This is a genomic window from Acinetobacter sp. ANC 4636 (assembly GCF_054454555.1).
The window spans coordinates 18220-37752 of the sequence record NZ_JBTKVD010000014.1 but is presented as its reverse complement, the minus strand read 5'-3'; the positions used below and the strand labels follow the sequence as shown (position 1 = coordinate 37752).

The window sequence follows — 19533 nt, the reverse complement described above, 5'->3', positions numbered from 1 at the left end:
ATAATCATTTTTTCTTATTTTTCGCTTTTTTTACGACATTTTGAACTTTTAATGATCAGAAAAACCTCTTAAAATGCAGGCGAAAATTTTATCATCATCTGCAATCGCTTGCAGAAAATGGACTTCACACAGCATTGCTGGATGGTTTGAATTTTCTCCATTCCTGTACATTGTACAGGCCAGCCAAAGGCTTTAAAGGATATTGCAGTGCCCAAGTCGATTCGCCCATTGAGTCATCATACTGCTTTGCTGCATTTTGCCATTTTTGCGATTGTTATTCTTGCCTTTTGCCTGTTAGGTATTGCCACCCGTCCAGTCGATTTTCTGGCTTCTTTTTGGCCCGCAAATTCGGTGTTACTGGGGTTGCTGATTCGTTTTCCCCATACGCGTCACCTACTTGCATGGCTCGGTGCGATTACGGGCTACATGTTGGCAGACTTGGCCACGGGTTCAGCCTTTATTTTAACCGCAGTGCTGACCATGGCTAACCTGATTTATGTGGCCATCGTCTTATGGCTTTACCGTTACTTTACTGAACAAATCCATAAAACCCATTACGGCTATTTATATTTATTTCTACTGGTCTTCTGTGCGGTGGGCAGTGCATTAGGGGCACTATTTGCCGTCAGCGTTGTGCCTTTAGTTAACGCTACCTTTATGCAGAACCCGTTTATTTATGAATTCAGCGACTGGTTTTCGGCAGAAATGCAAAATGCCATTTTGATTTTGCCTCTTCTACTCAGCTACCCGCCCCGCAGGGTTTTAATTCAAGCATTACTGCGTTTAAAAACACAAGATTTCCCATGGAGTACCTTGCTGCCAGTGATTGCCTTAATCTGTTCTTTACTGATCAGCTATTATGACCAAGGCCCTGGTTCTTTACTGTTTCCGATTGCTGCCTTAATTTGGTGTGCGCTGAGTTATGCACCTTTCCCACTGGCACTGATTAATACCATTGCTTGTACCGTCATTATTTATCATACCAGCCATCAGCATCTGATTTCGCATAGTGTGGGATATCTATCAAGCATTTTATCCATTCGCATGGGTGCAATCATGATGGCACTTGCACCGCTCACTGTATCCAACATCAATGCGGCACGTAGTAAACTGATTCGGGAATTAAAACACAATGCCAGCCATGATGAACTGACACAAAGTTTTAACCGTCGCCAGTTTTATCATGCAGTTAAAGATGCCATGAGCATCGCCCAACAAAAACAACAATCCTTTGCCATTTTAATGCTCGATATTGATCACTTTAAATCGATCAATGATCGTTACGGCCATCAGGCTGGCGACTTTGCCTTACAGATTTGTGCCAATACGATTAAGGAACATTTACGCAAGTCGGATATCTTCGGCAGACTGGGGGGGGAGGAATTCGCAATCATGCTTAATAATGTCAGTAGGGAATCAGCTTTTAGCGTTGCTGAACGTATTCGTTTTCATTTGGAAAACAAGCAGTTCTATGTTGGAGAAGATCAGGAAATTTCTATTCAGATCAGTATAGGTATTAGCTGGAATATGCCGAATAAAACATCAACACTGGAAGAGTTACTGCACGAAGCCGATCAGGCACTTTACCAAGCCAAATGGACAGGTCGAAATAAGGTCGTCGGGCCTACCGATTTTTATTCAAATAAATGCTGATCATACTAAAAACATCGAAAAAACAATCCATCACAGTATAGCCAGATGCGAGTATTGACCAGCATCTCAAACTGTCCGCTAAGAAAATCACAAAAGTGATATTCTGAAAGCAGACATTTTTACTTTAGCTAAACATCATATTTTTCTACTTTTAGAAACTGTTTAAGGTTTTTGTATTCTCGCCATCTTTTTTGAGATTTGTCAGTTTTTAGCAATGTTGTATCAATTGTTGCACTCTGAGATCCACTGTCAGTACGTAAAGCTGCTTCTCAGTTGTTCATCCAAAATGAGCAATGTCAGCAACGCTCGTTTTTTGTTTTTTAGCATGTATATTCGCATCATTATGATGTACTTATAAAATTGTATAAAAATCATCTACAAATTTACTCGGTGCAAATTGGCAGGACGTATCCTTTTTCGTTAATCAAACGTACTGCTGCATCGCAAACGTCCGCATCATAAACCGTTCCACGCCCATGCAGAATTTCTACAAGGGCAGCATCTACACCCAAAGCAGCACGATATGGACGATGGGAAGACATGGATTCAATCACGTCGGCCACTGCCAAAATACGTGCTTCAAGATGAATTTCATCCCCTTTTAAGCCTTTAGGATAACCAGAGCCATCCATTCGTTCGTGATGTTGACCAATAATTTCAGCGATTGGAATATTAAAAGGAACATCCTTGAGAATTTCATAGCCAGCCTGCGCATGACCTTTTATCATTTCCATTTCTAAATAACTCAAACGTGAAGGTTTGGTTAGAATTTCAGAAGGGATGGAAATTTTACCAATATCATGCACGAGCCCAATTTCCTCCATTTGGAAGCAACGCTTTTCATCCCATCCCATTTCTTTGGCAATCGCACTGGCAATCAGTCCAACACGGCATTCATGACCTGCAGTATAGGGGTCACGCATTTCCACCATGGTTGATACTGCCCGTAATGTGCCATACATCGTCGCTTCTAGCTGTTCAACCTGCCTAGCGATTTGCTCTTCAGCCTGCTTTTGTTCGGTAATGTCCTGAGCCATCACAATTGCTGCAGGTAAACCATCATCCCAAATGATGCGACGTGTATGCAAAGCAAATTCTCGTATTTGTCCATTTTTGTGCCGCACAGGAACTGTATAGGGAATATTCTGATGATCTTTGACTTGAAATTGATCATTAGCCTGATGAATGAGCTCAAGATTTTCTGCTGTAGCATCAGTAAATTCAAGGAAATTATGGCCAGTGAGTTCTGTAGAGGGCCTGCCCAGCATTTCAGCATAACTTGGGTTGACGTAGAGATAGCGATTGTCTCGTAGTACATACATCCCGACCACGGTTTGTTCTACCATGCCACGGAAACGCTGTTCGCTGTCTCTTAATGCCTGCTCGGTTTTTCGGATTGCTGTCAGATCGGCCCAAGCGAGAATCACATCGTTGCCGACAATCGCCAGCGTACGCTGTGCGATGCGTTGACTACCATCTTTTGCCACTAGGGTAATTTCAGGAAACTGCACCTGTTTGCCATTTTTGGACAGCTGCAAGGCTTCTTCCCAGTTCTGTTGTATTAACTGTCTTTGTTCTTGATCAGACGCTACTTTTTTCAGCCAGTCTTCCCGATTTTTAAAATCTTGCAGGTTATACCCCAGCCATTTTTCATAGGCCAGATTGACCGCTAAAATACGTTCATCCTGCATAGAAACAATCTGCATCGGTACAGGCGACTGTAAAAATACCTGCTGGAAACGGTGCTCCATCTGCTGCGAATAAGTTTCGGCAGTTTTACGCTGCTGTTCCGCTGAAAACCGTTCCAGTGCAGATGAGATATCTCTAGAGAGATTTTGCAATAATTGAATCTGTTCCTCATCAAATTCAACCTGACCTGCAGTATACAGTCCTACTATTCCCAAGAAATGACCTTTAAACAACAATGGGGTCAATGCGGCCTGACGCACCTGCTCTTGGCTTAAATATTGTCTCCACATTTTATATTCTGGAGTAAAATTTTTATGAGGAGTACTGAGCAGATTATAGGTATAAACATCTACATCTGAACTGGTATTTTTTAATTGTTTTAGCGGAAGGTTTTCGTCCTGTTGTAACCCGTTATGCAGGGTCTCTAGCATGTTCTCGGCAATATTATGGTGAAACTGAACCACTAATGGACTGTCGGTCTGATCATTTGTTTTAAGTGCAATAAAAAATTTATCAAAACTGCCAAGCTTCAGCAGAACCTGCTGTAATTCTGCAAACATATCATGTTGATTCTGACTATGGGCAATCACCCGATTGGTTTCACTGAGCAAGCGATAGAGATAAGTCAAACGTGCTACACGGCCTTGTGATTTTAGTCGGGTATGAACGTCGGTGATTTGACTAGTAATATGGTCAATTAAGCGTTGTTCTTCAGGCAGAAAGGCTGGTGTACTCTGTGTCTGATTATACCAGACAGTTAAGGTTCCGAATCGCTTGGTATCATTGGCAAATACTGACTGCATGCATGATGTCTGCATAGGAGTATCTGCGCCAAAAATACCCCATTCACTGTTAATCTGCAGATGAACCTGTTCTGGAGAGGAAAAGCCAGAAGGAATGATTTCCAATGCTTTATTCAACAATTCAGTCATGCTGATATGGGTATTGTTACAGAGCTGATTTATCTGGTTCAGACAACGTACTTCTGTTACACGTTTCTGAACGCTTTTCAGTAAAAGTTGACGCTCTGTAATGTCGCGTACCACCATGACCCAGACAGGTTTTTTGCCTAGACGTTCTGTGAACGGTGCCACATGACATTCTATGGTTTTGTTATTGGGCAGGGCTAGCTGAGCTAAAAACTCTTTAGGATTTTGATCTAACTGAGAGCAGATTGGACAGTCCGTTACTGGCACATTCGGGTCATGCAATAATTCATGCGCTGACAACCCTGTGAGTTGTGCGGCAGATATACCGTGTGCTCGACCCGCTGCCAGATTTGCCTGCTGAATCGTTTGACTCGAATTTACAATATAGGTGGGATCTGGAATGGTATCATAGGTGCTAGCCGCCTTTGATAGCATGCTGAAAGGCTCTTTAATCGTCGATTCTACTAGCGCAAGATACATAAACCAGTAAGAATAAACTTTCAGAATATGGCCCAATAGGTTCACATCTGCATATACGGAAACATATTTGGTAAAGGCAAATTCAGAGGCCATCATGGTGAGCATGGAGAGGCAAACGCCAAATGTCAGTTGCACCGATAAGTATTTTCGGCGTTTCCAAACTAAAACTAGAGCAATCGCTAAGATCCCAATGATGAGATATTCGCTATAGATTTTAAAAGGTGTCAGTCCCTGTCCCTCAATAAAAGCTATTGGGAAAAAACCTTGCATCACCGCTGTGACAATCGCAATACTCAACAGACCAAAAAACAAATTGAGTTGGACTGGTTTGATGAGCCGAGTCAACATGAACGGTGATGCAAGCATCGCAAAGGCCTGCAACAGTCGGGCACCAATCCATAGCTGTATTGCCTGATTGGCGCTGCTCACTGGAAAGATATGCATACCTTTGTAAAGCAGCGTATGGAATAAATCAATAAATCCACACCATCCAATGGCGATCGCAATAAAAACTACAAAATAATTTTTAGTAAAATGTCGTGAAACCAAGGTCACAATAAGAGCAGTGAGCGCAATAATAATTGAAATGAGTTCTGCCACTGTATGCGTGAATATGAAACCAAAACTTTTATTGGTCCACCAGATCAGTAAGGCAAAAATCGTCGGAGGAAAAATCATCATATAAGGAGAAATAAACGACTTAAGGTCGAATACATCCAGTGAAAATAAGTCACGAGATGATTTAGGCATAATGTTCCTCTGTGAGATTCACATATAGTTTTATTTAATTGTATGAGGTCGTTCAAAATTATATGTCAGCCGAACGACTATATTTTAACGGCTTTGTTGCATAAGTATTTAAATTATTGATTTTAACAAATAATAATTTAAATTAGAAAATAAATTAAAAATATTAAAAATCATATACTTAAAATTTATGCAGCAAAACCCAGATGCAAGGTGAAGATCAGAATTTCTTAAATTGCAATCTATCTATCCATGTCTAAAACGCGATTCGATTATGCAAAGCCCGATCAAAATATGGATATGTGCGCCTAGAATTTTGGTGGCTACTCACTATTCAGGATTACTTTTGGCATCAACGGATCAATGAATTTTTGAGTTATTTCTAACGATGTATTTTGAACTAGCTTGGGCTTTGATTCCTCAAGTATGTTGATGAGCATGTACATGCGCCGCATCAATAAATACCCATTCTAGATCAGTATCAGAAGAAATTAAGTCTGAACTCAATAAATAAATCAAAGGTGTTATTCTGAAAATAGAATGACTTATACCGATATTTCTAAGTCAAACACAGAATTTAATTTCGTTACTGGATCGTTCTTTCTATGCTCAGTTTCTTGGCAGAGAGAAAGATGACGTTGGCTTAATTAATCTGATTCTTCAGGCTGTTGTTGAATATTAGCTAGCGCAAAATCCAAAAGTTATTCTCAACTATTTTTCGCTGATTCCAACTAGCTTAATTTATCAAAAATACCTACTTTGAAATCAATCGTTTGGTTGCTTTAATAATCATTTCTCTGCGTTTTTCATGATTCCCCATGTCCTCTAATGGTGTAAACATTCTCGCAACTTGAGGCAACATAAACCAACTATTTGCAATTGCTAAAATCAAAAATGCTAAATAGCTTGGTTCAATACTATCGGTTACTTTTCCTTGTTGCTGTGCCTCAGAAACTGCCTGAATTTTATAATCATAATTTTTTCTGCGAATGTCTTCATTTGGGACTTCTCCATCATAAATTAATCCCTCCCAAAGTAATAAACGACTAAGTTCAGGATGTTCACAATGATAATCATAAGCCCGCCCCGCATATTCAGATAAGTCTTGTTCTGATATGGATTGAATAGGCACTAATTTCGCAACTTTAACCAATTCATTGCGCAAAACAGCATCAAATAACTCTCTTTTAGCACCAAAATAATTATAAATTCTTTCTTTATTTACCCCTGCAATTTTTGCAATTTTGTCAATCGTTGTGCCATCTGGCCCATGCTTTGCAAACTCGCTTACAGCTGCATCCAAAATCTTCTGTTTGGTCCCTTCTGTATCCCAAGGCATAATTTTTCCTCTTGCAAACCATAAAAAAATATATTATAAAGCATACATCCAACTAATTCGTTGGAAATTTTGGAACTTTATAATGAAAAACAATATTATAATTTTCGGCTATGGGCTAGGTATTTCTAGAGCGCTGGCTTATCGATTTGGTCAAGAAGGCTATATCGTTGGGTTGGTTGCTCGTGATAAAAAAAAATTAGAAGAACAAGTATTAGAACTTAGATTAGCAAATATCGATGCCCATTTTTTTTGTAGTGATTTAAGCAAAACGGAAAATATTCCTGAGCTTATTCATCAAATTAAAAATCAGTTTGGTGAAATTAAGAATATTCACTGGAATGCATTCCATGATATTGAAGGTGATTTACTTACGATAAATCCTTTTGATCTCACGAAAAGTTTTCACTTACGCGTCTCAAGTTATATCGCTACTGTTCAAGCCTGTATGGATGACTTGAAAAATAATAAAGGGAGTGTTTTGTCAACAAATGGTGTCTTTGCTCTTGATTTGAATGAAGTTGACCTGATTGCTAAAGAATATGCGGCCTTATCAATTGCAGCGACCTCACAATATAAAACCACAAATTTACTGGCACTTTCCTTGAAAAATTCACAGATCTATGTAGGTCAAGTTATTGTGAATGGATTTGTGGAAGGTACTCCTGGAGTCGAAAGTAAGCTTTATACCATTGCGCCCAAAACTGTTGCTGATCAATTTTGGGATTTACATCAGAACAAGAATCAAACAACGGCTTTGTGTGGAAGAGCACTTCAAGTAGCGTAAAAATTTACTATTCATAAATGATAAAAGTAAATACAAATAAAAATTTAATCTTTTTTAATGTGTGAAATCCAGAGGATACTATGAAACTATTACACATCAATTCATCAACTCGCGGAGAAAATAGCCAATCTTTATTGATTGCTAAACAGGTGATTGCCAAACTTCAAGACAAACATCCTGATTTGGTCATTGATGAATTTGACCTATTTGCAGGAGTTCTTCCTGCATTCGATAAAAATGCTGTTGGTGCAAAAATGGCATTATTTACAGGTCAAGATGCAAACTCTACAGAAAAAGCAGCATGGACAGAAATTAAAGCTGTCTATGATCGCTTTGCCTCAGCAGATATTTATGTCTTCAACGTTCCATTATGGAATAACAATATTCCCTATATTTTAAAACAGCTGATTGATGTCGTCACCCAACCTGGTTGGTCATTTGGCTTTGACATGAATCATGGATATTCTGGCTTATTAGCAGATAAAAAAGCTTACCTTGTAATCGCGAGTGGTGTGTACTACGAAGGTATCCCAGAAAACTTTGGTTCTGACTTTGCGACACCTTATTTACAAGATTGGCTAAAATTTATTGGTATTACAGATATTGAAACCATTCATATTTCACCTACCGTTTTAAATAATGATTATGAAAAAACAAAAGGTGAAGTGATTGATGATCTTGAAAAACTAATTGCCTAATAACAACAAATCAATCATGAAGTCTATTAGAACGCTAATAGGCTTCAAAAATTCAATCTAATAATAAATGCTATAAGGTTATACAAATGCGGATTGGTTTAACGGGAACATATTCATCAGGTAAAACACTCACCTCCTTAATTATCAGCGAATATTTAAATTTGCCTCGTACAGAAGCGAGAACGATGCGGGAGATTCTACCTTTTGCTGCACCAGGAAAAACATTAGAAGAAGTCACGTCTCCTCAATTGATTCAGATGATCATTACTCGTCATATGGATCGAGTTATTCATGAATATAAGCTCAAAGATCGTTTCATATCAGATGGCTGTTCTTTACAGGAATGGATCTACGGTAGTGTGCGCGTCAAATATGGTATGAATCCTAATCAGTCGATTCACTTAAAAGACAATGAAGCTGTTTCAAAAACCACCGAGCTGGCTTATTTTGAAAATATTATGAGTGAGCTGGGAAAAGTATTTAAGCGCCACGTACAAGATTCTTTTGATCTTTTTATTCATTTACCCAATGAGCTACCACTAGCAAAAGATGGTCATCGACCTGTAAATGAGTTATTTCGTTCTGCTTCAGATGAGCTTTTAAAAGATACATTTGACGAACTGGATATGAAATATCACATTATTGGCGGAAGTCTGGAAGAACGTGCGGATGCTATTGCAGAACTTTTAAAAATCAAGCCTGTAAAGAGTATCCAAGAATCTATAAAAATTGCAAATCAAAAATATAAAACACTAATTATGTAAGTATCTATATAAAAGCAAAAAAATTCTTAGATAAATAGGGGTAGATAATGAACTTATCATTTTTTAAAGATGTTGATGAATTTTTAGGTGATAAAAAGACACGTTATTTTGGGGCAGGCTATCTCAATAGCAATCATGCAATCTATGATTTTTCTAGCGAGCCTGATGACCCGAATATCTTAAAATTCTCTTGTTTTGGTCGAGTTGTATTGCCTCAAACTTGGTCTATTAAAGGCAATGGTAATCAAAAACCACATTTAAGTACGATTGATATTATTGAATTGTCTTTACTCACTTTTGATCATCTTATTCAGACTGTCTATAGTAATTTACCTAAAATTTCTTATAAGAGCCTCATTTATAAGATGATCATTAGGGCAGGCAAAAGCCCAGTGGAGTCTGATTTTGATCAGATCAATATTCATGGAAGCATGGACAAGATTGATCAAGAGACCAATGCCTTGAACATTGATATCTCTAATATGAGAATTGAAATTCAATACTCTAGTGATTTCAATAAAATTGACTATTCAGCACCTACAGTCGACTTGAAAACACCATTGGATATTAATGATGTGATGATCAATGTTAATGAAATGAAAGCATCTGCTTTGGTGACCAATAATCAGCTCATGAAAGAAAAGATGGAGCCATGGTCAACTTCATGCCTATTTTCCGTAGGCTTGCAGTTGGGTCAAGTTTTACTTTATCAGTTAGATTCAATTAGTCGCGCAGAAAGTAATACCCTCTGGATGAAAAAGACAGAAATATTCTTTCTTTCGGACAAGCCAAATCTTGATCATTCACATCCGATTTTTACACGTTTAGACAATGTCAGACGCTATAAAACATCAGACGGTGACTGGAGAAAAGCCGATATCTATTCAATTTTTGGTAATACCAAAATTATCTGTAGCGTTACGCATAAACTTCCTCTTACATCGATAGCATAATGAATAGTAAATTTAATCATGCAGTTGCTATATGTAATCCTTTGGAACTTGAACATCCAGATTCATTTCTGGATGTTCAGGTTCCATACCCTAAAGCACTGCCACATGATGTGATTGTTCGTGTTGAAGCAGTCTCTATTAATCCAGCAGATATGCGTGCCCGACTGAGAAAGAAAAAAGATAATCGGATAAATGTCCTAGGTTGGGATGTAGCTGGAACAATTGTTGAAAAAGGCAATGAAGTTTCAGACCTTTTTCAAATCGGAGATGCTGTTTACTATGCAGGTGATATTAACCGCTCAGGTGGGAACTGTTCATATCATGCAATTGATTCTAGATTAGTTGCATTTCAACCCAAAACTATTAGCGTTGAAGATGCAGCAGCATTACCCTTAGTTTCACTGACTGCGTGGGAGGCACTATTTGAAAAATTAGCTCTTGCTATTAATACCAATTTAACCATACAGCATGATAAGCCAACATCTTCACTACTTATCCTTGGTGCGGCTGGTGGAGTTGGCTCTATGGCGATTCAACTTGCTAAATTTGTTCCTAATTTAGCTGTTATTGCTACTACTTCTAGAAAAGAAACCACCGAATGGTGTTTAAAATTAGGCGCGGATCATGTTGTTGATCATAGTCAAGAATTAGCACCACAATTATCAGAAATTGGTTATCCAGAGGTGGACTATATTCTGATTTGTAACTCGCCGGATACTTATTTTGATATTTTACCGAGTATTACACGACCTTTTGGGAAAATTTGCAGTATTGTTCCTTTCCTTCAGAGTCAGGACTTTAATTTATTGATGAGAAAAAGTTTGTCCTTTCATTGGGAGTTTATGTTTACTCGATCTAGTTTTTCTACCCATGATATGGTGAAACAGTCCGAAATCTTAAATCGTATTTCAAAACTAATCGATCAAAAGAAGATTATATCGCCTAGAGTAACTTCACTTAGCCCAATGAATGCATCAAAAATTAGAAAGGCCCATCAATTAATTGCTTCAAATAAAACTATTGGCAAAATCGTAATAGTCAATAAATAGTAAAATATTGCCTAGGGTCGGACTTCAATAGATGTATCAACCCTACTCTATTTTTATAAAAGACCATTCATTTATAAAAGAAAGTTTCAAACCATAATAAAATTTTCTTTTATTTCATTTGGATTCATTTTGTTCATGTTTGTGTCTCTTATAAAATTGAATTATGGCAAGCTGTAAATTTTTGGGATAAAGTCAAGCTTTTAAAAATGGTTGATAATTGTGAAGAATGCACTTTCCGACAACAATCAAGTTAAAGTGGTTTCTACTTTCTCTGAACTTGTCAATTCGCATTTTCAAGGAGATATGAACGCCATTTGCTGGTATCGAAATTTGATTGGTGATTTTAAAGAGATTGTGGCAAAACTTCACTTAGAAGAAAATATTACAGAAGTTTCTGTGGAAGATCTTTTAGCATTGCATCTTTCAGAAAAAGGTCATCTAGCAAGAGAAATTATTTTAAGTGATCTACAGCTATTAACTGATTTCGGAGCATCACCTTCTCTGAATTTACTTAAAAGTTATGAACGGGATGAAGAGCTAGATTTCATTTCAACAGATGTGTATTCCTATCATATTGATCGCTCACCCATTGAAATGGATACTGTTTTATGTACCTATCATGGCCCTGCAAGTGATATTTTGCCTCATGCTCAAGTTGAGCAAATGATTTGGGTTCCAGAAATCAGGAAAAAACTCAAAAAACTACATGATGGTCCAGAAGCTGAGTTTGAAACTTTCCTAGAAGATAATTTCTTTGATCTGCATTACCAGCCAAAACCTGATGCAAAACCAGTGAAGTTAGGCTCAGGACATCTTTGGCGCTTGGCAGTAGATCATCCAATGCAACAGGTTTTGCCCTGTGTTCATAGAGCACCGGCTGAAAAGGAAGGTGAGTATAGATTATTGTTGATCTGTTAAAGATTTATGAGATAGATAGTAGCTGAACTTGATTCCTATAATGTTTGACTGTTACATCTGCCCATTTCGTGAATGCTCTAGAGAAATGGAGCAGATCAACAGAATCTAACTGATATACAATGCCCTCTATTTCACTGTTTCAATAAATACTTAGTTTTCGCTTACTTTATTTCAGCAGCTACTTTTATTCCTGTATATGCGGAAAAGTACTGAAAAATTAATGGCAAAAATGCATTTTTATTTAATGGTTTATACTTACAATTACTCTGTAGCCAGTTCAGATCATAAATTCCAGCGGCTAGCTAACAATTCAGCCAGAAAGTGACTCTGTAATATCTGCATCCAACAAAGCTCTTACGATTCTTCTCATCCCAATGCTGTATTTTTGAATACGAATCAGGTGACGGTATCATTTTTATGATGGACCATTCATAGATTAATAAAAGTCACAATGATCGTCACTCATATGTCTATTGTTAAAAAATTATTCATTCCACTGCGTACAGGCTTAAGCAATTTCTGTCTGCCCGACATGATGATATGCGCGATTAAAATAAACCAGACTTTGATCATGTTGGTTTTGTTGAATCGCAACAACACGACACATAAAAATCGTATGTGTTCCAACCTCTTGAATTTGATCAATCTCACAATCAAAATTCACCAAAGCATTCTCTAAAACGGGTGCTCCTGTTTCCAGTTCTGTCCAAGTCCCATGTTTAAAGCGTTCTTCAGAACTCAGTTTCGATGCAAAAACATTAGAAATATGCTCATGCTGTGCGCCTAAAACATTCACAGTTAAGATCTTATTTTCAACAAAATGCACGTGTGAGCTAGAAGCTTTATTCATACAGACCAACAATGTCGGTGGTGTATCCGTAACACTGCACACGGCAGATGCAGTGAATCCATAACGATCAGACATGTCTGCCGTGGTTACGACACTGACTGCACTGGTTAAGGAAGACATTGCATTTCTAAAGTCTGCTGCTTCAATCATCATTTTGTTCCTAAATTGAACCGTAACTTTTTTGTTTAAATTAGATATACCACGTGATTCGGTCACATAGGCACATCTGAATAAGTTCTGAGGAGAACGAATACTTACTTTATAAGCTAAGGGCTACCCGTTGGATGATGAAGATTAAATCCTATTCAATCCTAAAAGTAACCCTTTAGAAATCACACGAGAAATTACTGCCCTGCAAGCTCTTTGCGAATGATTTCCGCACCGGCACTTAAAGCATTGAGCTTACCGCGAGCCACTTCACGTGCCAAAGGCGCCATACCGCAGTTGGTTGAAGGATAAAGTTTATCCGCATCGACAAACTGAAGTGCTTTACGCAGTGTATTGGCTACTTCTTCTGCTGTTTCAATGCTGTTAGTTGCGACGTCAATTGCACCAACCATGACTTTTTTACCGCGAATTAATTCGATCAAATCAATTGGTACACGTGAGTTTTGACATTCAAGTGAGACAATATCAATTTTAGATTTTTGAAGTTTAGGAAATGCTTCTTCGTATTGACGCCATTCTGAACCTAAGGTCTTTTTCCAGTCAGTATTGGCTTTAATGCCGTAGCCATAACAAATATGAACCGCAGTTTCGCACTTCAGACCTTCAAGTGCACGTTCCAAGGTTGCAACACCCCAGTCATTTACTTCATCAAAGAACACATTAAATGCAGGCTCATCAAATTGGATGATATCAACCCCAGCAGCCTCTAATTCGAGTGCTTCTTGGTTCAAAATTTTGGCAAATTCCCAAGCCAGTTTTTCACGGCTTTTGTAGTGACCATCATAAAGCGTATCGATCATGGTCATCGGGCCAGGGAGCGCCCATTTAATCGGTTGTGTGGTTTGGCTACGTAAAAACTTGGCATCTTCAACAAAAACAGGCTTTTGACGAGATACTGCGCCCACCACTGATGGAACGCTAGCATCATAACGATTACGGATACGAACCGTTTCACGTTTCTCAAAATCTACACCGTCGAGGTGCTCAATAAATGTGGTCACGAAATGTTGACGGGTTTGTTCGCCATCACTGACGATATCGATGCCTGCATGTTGCTGTTCCTGCAATGACAAACGTAACGCATCTTGTTTGGCCTCAAGCAGTTGCTCACCTTCGAGTTTCCACGGTGACCAAAGTTTTTCAGGCTCTGCCAGCCAAGAGGGTTTCGGTAAGCTGCCAGCGGTTGATGTTGGTAATAAAATTGCCATTTTAAATCTTCTATCTCTATATTCTATTTCAGGTAAATTAAGCAGCGTTACGCTCTACGTTGTAATTCGCAGCCCATTGCTCAAGAATGTCTTGATAAGGCTTAATAAAGTTTTCTTCCGTCCACTTACCCTGTTTTACCGCGAGCTGACCACGTTCAATTCGGTCATATACAATTCGTGTTAATGAATAATCTGGGTACTCTAGGCTTGCTTGATAGACTTGTGCCGCTGATGAATTTGCATTGTAAATTTCAGGGCGATAAATCTTTTGGAACGTTTCCATAGTGCTAATCGCACTGATCAATTCAAAATCGGTGTAGTCACGCAGTAAATCACCCGCGAAATAGAACGCTAAAGGTGCAACGCTACCTTTCGGCATAAAAAAGCGAACCTTTAAGCCCATTTTATGGAAATACTCGTCGGTACGTGAGTATTGGTCTTGTTTATACTCAACACCCAAAATCGGATGTTCATTGGTCGTGCGGTGATAAGTCCTAGCGGTTGAAACACTCAGGCAAATCACAGGCTGTTGATTAAACTCTGCTTTAAAAGTCTCTGAGTTCACAAGGTATTGATACAGTTTGCCATGCAAATCCCCAAAACCTTCTGGTGCATACGAAGTTGAGTTCTTTTGATTATGTTCTTTAAGCACCACGCTGAAATCGTAGTCACGGACATAAGATGAAAAACTGTTGCCAATCATGCCATCAATACGCTGATTGGTGTGGTGATCGGTAATTGTACTTTTCAGCATTTCAATAATCGGGAAAGTTTTACCATTACCTTCGATATCTAAATCTGCAGAAATAATATCAATTTCAAGTGAATAACGATCGCCATTCGGGTTGTCTGATTGCGCTAAGGTATTGAAACGATTATTAATCATTCGCAGTGTATTACGCAGGTTCTGCTCACGGCTTTCACCACGCGCCAAGTTGGCAAAATTCGTCGTTAGACGTGTGCTATCTGCTGGTTGATAGTTTTCATCAAAACGAATGCGTTTAATTGAACATGTAAACTCTTTACTCATGGTGATCTGATACCCTAATTTCTAAAATAAAATCTAAATTTCTTAATGATGTGATTTATACCTGAATCACTACATGAATAAAAATGATTTTATCTAACATGAAGATGAGTAAAATTCATGTTTAGGGGTTTTGTTATCCTGATTAAAACTGAAAGGCAGAAAATTAGTGACCCTATTTTTGATAAATTAAATCAGTTAAAAAATTAAATTATTTAAAAATAAATAGTTAAGTAAAGCTCTGACTTGTATCGGGTAAAATTATGGAAAATGGAATCGCTAAAAAATAGAATGGATTTCAAAAGATGCCAAGCAGACATACACAGAAAATGACAATTCAATCGAAATCCAAATCTTGTACTTGCATTGTACTTATCAATATAAGACTTTTCTACTTATGAACTTATGAACTTATGAACTTATGAACTTATGAACTTAATTAAATCAGTAACTTAATTGCTTTAAGTAGCGTAAATAATCATAAAAATCTGGCTTTGAAACATACAGGGTTTTAGATCCAGTTATGGAAGTGACTGCTAATAAAAATGTTGAAAAATCAGTATTTTGCCCCTGTAAAGATCTGCTTCCAACGGTAATATTTTATTAACCTTGTAAGCTGTCGCGCACAAAAGATAGAGACAATACCCATATTCAAACTCAATCGAATCCCTTACTCTGAAGCCATAAGGAACAGGAAGTTCTGGAACATAAAACAAAAAATGATAAGTTCAAGCATCAGGATGTGAAGTACGACAGGAGTCATACTTAAAACGCAAATACCAAAAAGCCTCGACAGGATGTCGGGGTTTTTCTTTTCTATCAATTATTCAAACTCATAATTTTATTTTTACGAGGATTTTAAGCCTTTCCATGATCTACATTTAATCATGCTGGTCTGACCGCATTTGCATTTCTGTCAAAGATGAACTGACGATGCTGTGTTATTTAGCGAATCGCTTTTGATGTTGCCATCAACCAGATTAATGGTTCGATCACAAGTTGCCGACAGACGTGGATCATGGGTGACGAGTAGCACTGCACAACCTCGCTCACGATGAACTTTACGGAACAACTCGAAAACCTCAGCAGCTGTTTGAGTATCAAGATTACCTGTAGGTTCATCGGCCAATAATAATGCTGGATCAGTGATCAGTGCTCTGGCAATCGCCACCCGCTGTTGCTGACCACCTGAGAGTTCATTTGGTTTTCTGTCGGCAAACTTTTCCAGACCTACCGCAGCCAATAATTCATGTGCTTTTTCTAGTGCAAATTTATCGGGTTTTCCCCGTGTCAGCATCCATGGCATCAGCACATTATTTAAGGTAGTAAATGCCTGAATCAGATGATGAAACTGAAAGACAAACCCGATGCTGTTACCGCGTAATGCAGTACGTCCTGCATCATCCATGTTACTTGTAGGCTGACCCAGCAGATAAAGTTCACCACTGCTCGGCTGATCGAGCAGGCCCAGAATATTCAATAAAGTGCTTTTGCCAGAACCTGAAGGTCCAATCAGTGCTGCAAAATCGCTGCGGTCTATACACAGGTCAATTCCATGTAGAACCTCAACCTCATTGGGCTGGCCAATATTGTAAGACTTGCGCAGTGCCTCTAGGCGTAGGACTTCATGAGCAGGGTTAGACATGACGAATCGCCTCCACGGGATCGAGAGCTGCTGCTCGGCGTGCTGGTACAGCTGCTGCGAGGATGCCGGTGAGTGTTGCCAACAGTAATGCGAGCATTACCAGTTTGATTGGCACGGGAATATAAAATAAACCTGGGCCAAAGTGATTAAAGGTCCACACCAGTGCGTAACTCACTGCACTGCCCATGACGGACCCCATTAAACCAAACATGGCACCCTGAAAAAGGAAAATACGTAAGATTTGCTGTCGGGTTGCACCTGTCGCACGCAAAATACCAATTTCCCGAGTTCGTTGTACTACACTGACTGACAAGACACTGGCAATTCCAAAAGCTACGGAAATAGCCACAAAGACAATAATCATATTGGTTGACAGGCTCTGTGCTGAAATGGCATTCATTAATTGTGAATTGGTTTTAATCCAGCTGTCAGCCTTCAGTGAAGTTAAGCGCCCAATTTGTGCAGCAATCTCATCAGCTTTGAAAATATCTGTAACAGTCAGATCGATGACAGTGATTCCCCCAGGAAGGTTAAGTAATGATTGCGCCTGTTTTAAGTCGAGATAAACATAACGCGCATCCAGTTCACGCACCCCTAGCTCAAAGATTCCAGCAACATTCACCACTGTACTATTTTGTTGACCTGTATCCAGTCGCAGCTTACTCCCTACCTGTACCCCCAAATCATCGGCTAACTGGCTACCGATCAGTACATTGTCCGCCCCCACTCGTAGCTGACCACTGATCAGATAGTTTTTGAGGGGAATAATTTTTTGATAACGCGCTACATCAATTCCGACGAGCGCTACAGATTCGAGCGCATCACCACGTTGGGCAAATGCAGGACCTGATACTGTAGGTGATACCGCTGTCAGTCCAGGCAATTGATCTAGCGTTACCATCACTTCCTGCCAGTTGTTGATTGAACGCAGGCGTTGTGCACGCTTATCTTCCCGCAATAATTGTAAAGTGCCGGCTTTTGGGGGGAGAATTTGGTTCACCAGATCTGGTGATAGCACGCGGATATGCGCTTGTGTGCCTAAAGTGCGTTGGATAATATTCGACTGCAGACCTTGTACTAAAGATGAAACAAAAACGATTACTGCGACACCCACCGCGACACCGACTGTGATCATGAAAGACTGTGCACGTCCTTCACGCAAAAAACTGACTGCGATCGTCCACTCTATCCAGAGTCGTCCAAGAAAGCTGTTCAATTGAATTTCACCGGTAATTCATTTTTGCTGTCAGCAGCATAAGCGTGCGCAAAAGGAATTTTTTCTAGTTTCAAGCGTACTCGCGTACCATCAGTCAGTGAAGAAACAGGATTAGCCAAAATATGATCCCCTGCCTTTAAACCCGCAAGGGCTTCTGATATAGCTAGACCACGTAAACCCAGAGTGATCTGCTGATGCTGTATTTTTCCGTTACGTACCAAGAGTACGGTTGCCTGATTACCTTGTACATTGGTTAAGGCATCATTTGGGATCGCCAGTGCTCGGTCACGTTTTGCTGTTTCAATATTCACAGAAACGGTCATATCCTGACGCAAAAATTCAGGCACAGGGTCAACCGCCAAGCGAACTTCTACCGTACCGCGCTGCGGATCAATGCTCGGCGCAATAAAATTAATACGGGCAGGAAATGGTTTATCTGGGTAAGCGTCAGCAATGACGATAGCATGCTGCTGTAATGCAAGCTGTGGTAAATTGCGCTCATCGAATGGTACACGTATTTCTGTGCTGCCATCCAGTGCGATGGTGAGGAGGGTACGGCCAGGCTGTACCAGATCACCTGGTTCCACATTACGTGTCAGAACCGTACCTGCCACTTCGGCGCGGACTTGGGTTCTAGCCAGTTGTGCCTGCAGCGCAGCCAGACGTTCACGTAGCAGTTTCTCCTCAACATTGCCTGGGGCTAGTGCTGTTGCTGCCAAACGTGCTAACTCAAAGTTATTACGAGCCACCCGCTCAGCTTTATCCGCTTGTTCCTTTGCTTCAGTCGATAGGCTTCCAGATTCGCTCAGGTTACGCCTGCGGTTTGCTTCACGGATCGCTTGATCTAGCTGGACTTTAGCATTTGCCAAATCGACTGCAGCCTGTGGGCGTCTACTGGTCGCCAGTTCAGTAAGTGCGGTCTCTGCCTGTTTCACCTGAGCAACGATCTCATCGGATTTTAGGACCAACAGCAAATCTCCCCGTGAAACTCGGTCACCTTCCTGTACAAGGCGTTTGAGAATGACTCCCGTAATTTCACTCCCAACCTGAGCACGTGATACTGTCATCACTCGTCCAGTTGCTACGACTGTTTGTACGATGGGCATCGAGGCAACACTGTAGCTTGGTAATAGCGGCCCCTGCCACCAGCGTAATGCAGCAAAACTTGCAGCAATAATCAACACTGCAATAATCACGACATACTTATAGCTGATAGTGCGCAATGAGCTTCTCCAAGTTAGATGAAAACGGGGCATATATATCTGCAAAGTCCCCCCCGTTCAGGTGAGTTGTATGCGTTATACTCTTTTGAATATAAAATGTTCTTGAGCCGATTGATAATACATTTTCACGCTAAAAACGGTTTTTATATATAAAAAGCGAACTAAATATCTCTAGGCTAGGTGCAGTATCAGG

At 39.6% G+C, this 19533-nt stretch carries 15 protein-coding genes and 1 pseudogene; 7 read left to right on the top strand and 9 right to left on the bottom strand.

What is annotated here, in order from left to right:
* Positions 1-207 precede the first annotated feature (207 nt).
* Positions 208-1653 (top strand): GGDEF domain-containing protein, encoded by a 1446-nt coding sequence (locus ACX1N5_RS13465; protein WP_131382068.1) that lies wholly within the window; start codon positions 208-210, stop codon positions 1651-1653.
* Positions 1654-2036: 383 nt separating this feature from the next.
* On the opposite strand, the gene ACX1N5_RS13460 is transcribed toward ACX1N5_RS13465, so the two are convergent.
* From ACX1N5_RS13460 to ACX1N5_RS13450, 3 genes and pseudogenes are all read right to left on the bottom strand, one after another.
* Positions 2037-5501 carry an MASE3 domain-containing protein gene (locus tag ACX1N5_RS13460; RefSeq protein ID WP_458802789.1) on the bottom strand — a complete coding sequence of 1155 codons (3465 nt, stop codon included), beginning with the start codon at positions 5499-5501 and terminating at the stop codon, positions 2037-2039.
* A 360-nt stretch (positions 5502-5861) separates the two neighbouring features.
* Positions 5862-5993 (bottom strand): annotated as a pseudogene (locus ACX1N5_RS13455) (IS5/IS1182 family transposase); the annotation flags it as partial.
* A 259-nt stretch (positions 5994-6252) separates the two neighbouring features.
* On the bottom strand, positions 6253-6837 hold the full coding sequence (locus ACX1N5_RS13450) for a TetR family transcriptional regulator (RefSeq protein WP_004749588.1): 585 nt from the start codon (positions 6835-6837) through the stop codon (positions 6253-6255).
* Positions 6838-6919: 82 nt separating this feature from the next.
* Between ACX1N5_RS13450 and ACX1N5_RS13445 the strand changes: the two genes are divergently transcribed.
* The 6 genes from ACX1N5_RS13445 to ACX1N5_RS13420 all read left to right on the top strand — a co-directional run bounded on the left by ACX1N5_RS13445 (position 6920) and on the right by ACX1N5_RS13420 (position 12003).
* On the top strand, positions 6920-7621 hold the full coding sequence (locus ACX1N5_RS13445) for an SDR family NAD(P)-dependent oxidoreductase (RefSeq protein ID WP_131382070.1): 702 nt from the start codon (positions 6920-6922) through the stop codon (positions 7619-7621).
* A gap of 80 nt (positions 7622-7701) precedes the next feature.
* Positions 7702-8319, top strand: a complete 618-nt coding sequence (locus tag ACX1N5_RS13440) for an FMN-dependent NADH-azoreductase (RefSeq protein ID WP_458802786.1) — start codon at positions 7702-7704, stop codon at positions 8317-8319.
* 86 nt (positions 8320-8405) lie between these two features.
* Complete coding sequence (locus ACX1N5_RS13435) at positions 8406-9083, top strand: AAA family ATPase (protein ID WP_004898300.1); 678 nt, start codon at positions 8406-8408, stop codon at positions 9081-9083.
* Positions 9084-9130: 47 nt separating this feature from the next.
* Positions 9131-10036: an AvrD family protein gene (locus ACX1N5_RS13430; RefSeq protein WP_131382071.1), complete on the top strand. Its 906-nt coding sequence runs from the start codon at positions 9131-9133 to the stop codon at positions 10034-10036.
* Positions 10036-11085, top strand: a complete 1050-nt coding sequence (locus tag ACX1N5_RS13425) for a zinc-binding alcohol dehydrogenase family protein (RefSeq protein ID WP_458802784.1) — start codon at positions 10036-10038, stop codon at positions 11083-11085. The genes ACX1N5_RS13430 and ACX1N5_RS13425 overlap by 1 nt, the downstream gene beginning before the upstream one ends.
* A gap of 219 nt (positions 11086-11304) precedes the next feature.
* Positions 11305-12003 carry a DUF1826 domain-containing protein gene (locus tag ACX1N5_RS13420; protein ID WP_458802782.1) on the top strand — a complete coding sequence of 233 codons (699 nt, stop codon included), beginning with the start codon at positions 11305-11307 and terminating at the stop codon, positions 12001-12003.
* Positions 12004-12511: 508 nt separating this feature from the next.
* Here the strand turns inward: ACX1N5_RS13420 and ACX1N5_RS13415 are convergent.
* From ACX1N5_RS13415 to ACX1N5_RS13390, 6 genes are all read right to left on the bottom strand, one after another.
* Positions 12512-13003 carry a flavin reductase gene (locus ACX1N5_RS13415; RefSeq protein ID WP_458802804.1) on the bottom strand — a complete coding sequence of 164 codons (492 nt, stop codon included), beginning with the start codon at positions 13001-13003 and terminating at the stop codon, positions 12512-12514.
* Positions 13004-13197: 194 nt separating this feature from the next.
* The gene (locus ACX1N5_RS13410; protein WP_458802780.1) at positions 13198-14229 is read right to left on the bottom strand and encodes a methionine synthase; all 1032 of its coding nucleotides are present in this window, start codon (positions 14227-14229) and stop codon (positions 13198-13200) included.
* Between the two features lie 37 nt (positions 14230-14266).
* Positions 14267-15259 carry a DUF1852 domain-containing protein gene (locus ACX1N5_RS13405; RefSeq protein WP_458802779.1) on the bottom strand — a complete coding sequence of 331 codons (993 nt, stop codon included), beginning with the start codon at positions 15257-15259 and terminating at the stop codon, positions 14267-14269.
* A gap of 913 nt (positions 15260-16172) precedes the next feature.
* Entirely contained in the window at positions 16173-16901 is a 729-nt protein-coding gene (locus tag ACX1N5_RS13400) for an ABC transporter ATP-binding protein (protein WP_458802777.1), read from the bottom strand.
* Positions 16894-18036, bottom strand: coding sequence for an ABC transporter permease (locus ACX1N5_RS13395; RefSeq protein WP_458802803.1), 1143 nt, complete (start codon positions 18034-18036; stop codon positions 16894-16896). Before ACX1N5_RS13395 ends, ACX1N5_RS13400 begins: the two co-directional genes overlap by 8 nt.
* A 77-nt stretch (positions 18037-18113) precedes the next feature.
* Positions 18114-19340, bottom strand: coding sequence for an efflux RND transporter periplasmic adaptor subunit (locus ACX1N5_RS13390; RefSeq protein WP_458802775.1), 1227 nt, complete (start codon positions 19338-19340; stop codon positions 18114-18116).
* Positions 19341-19533: the final 193 nt, after the last annotated feature.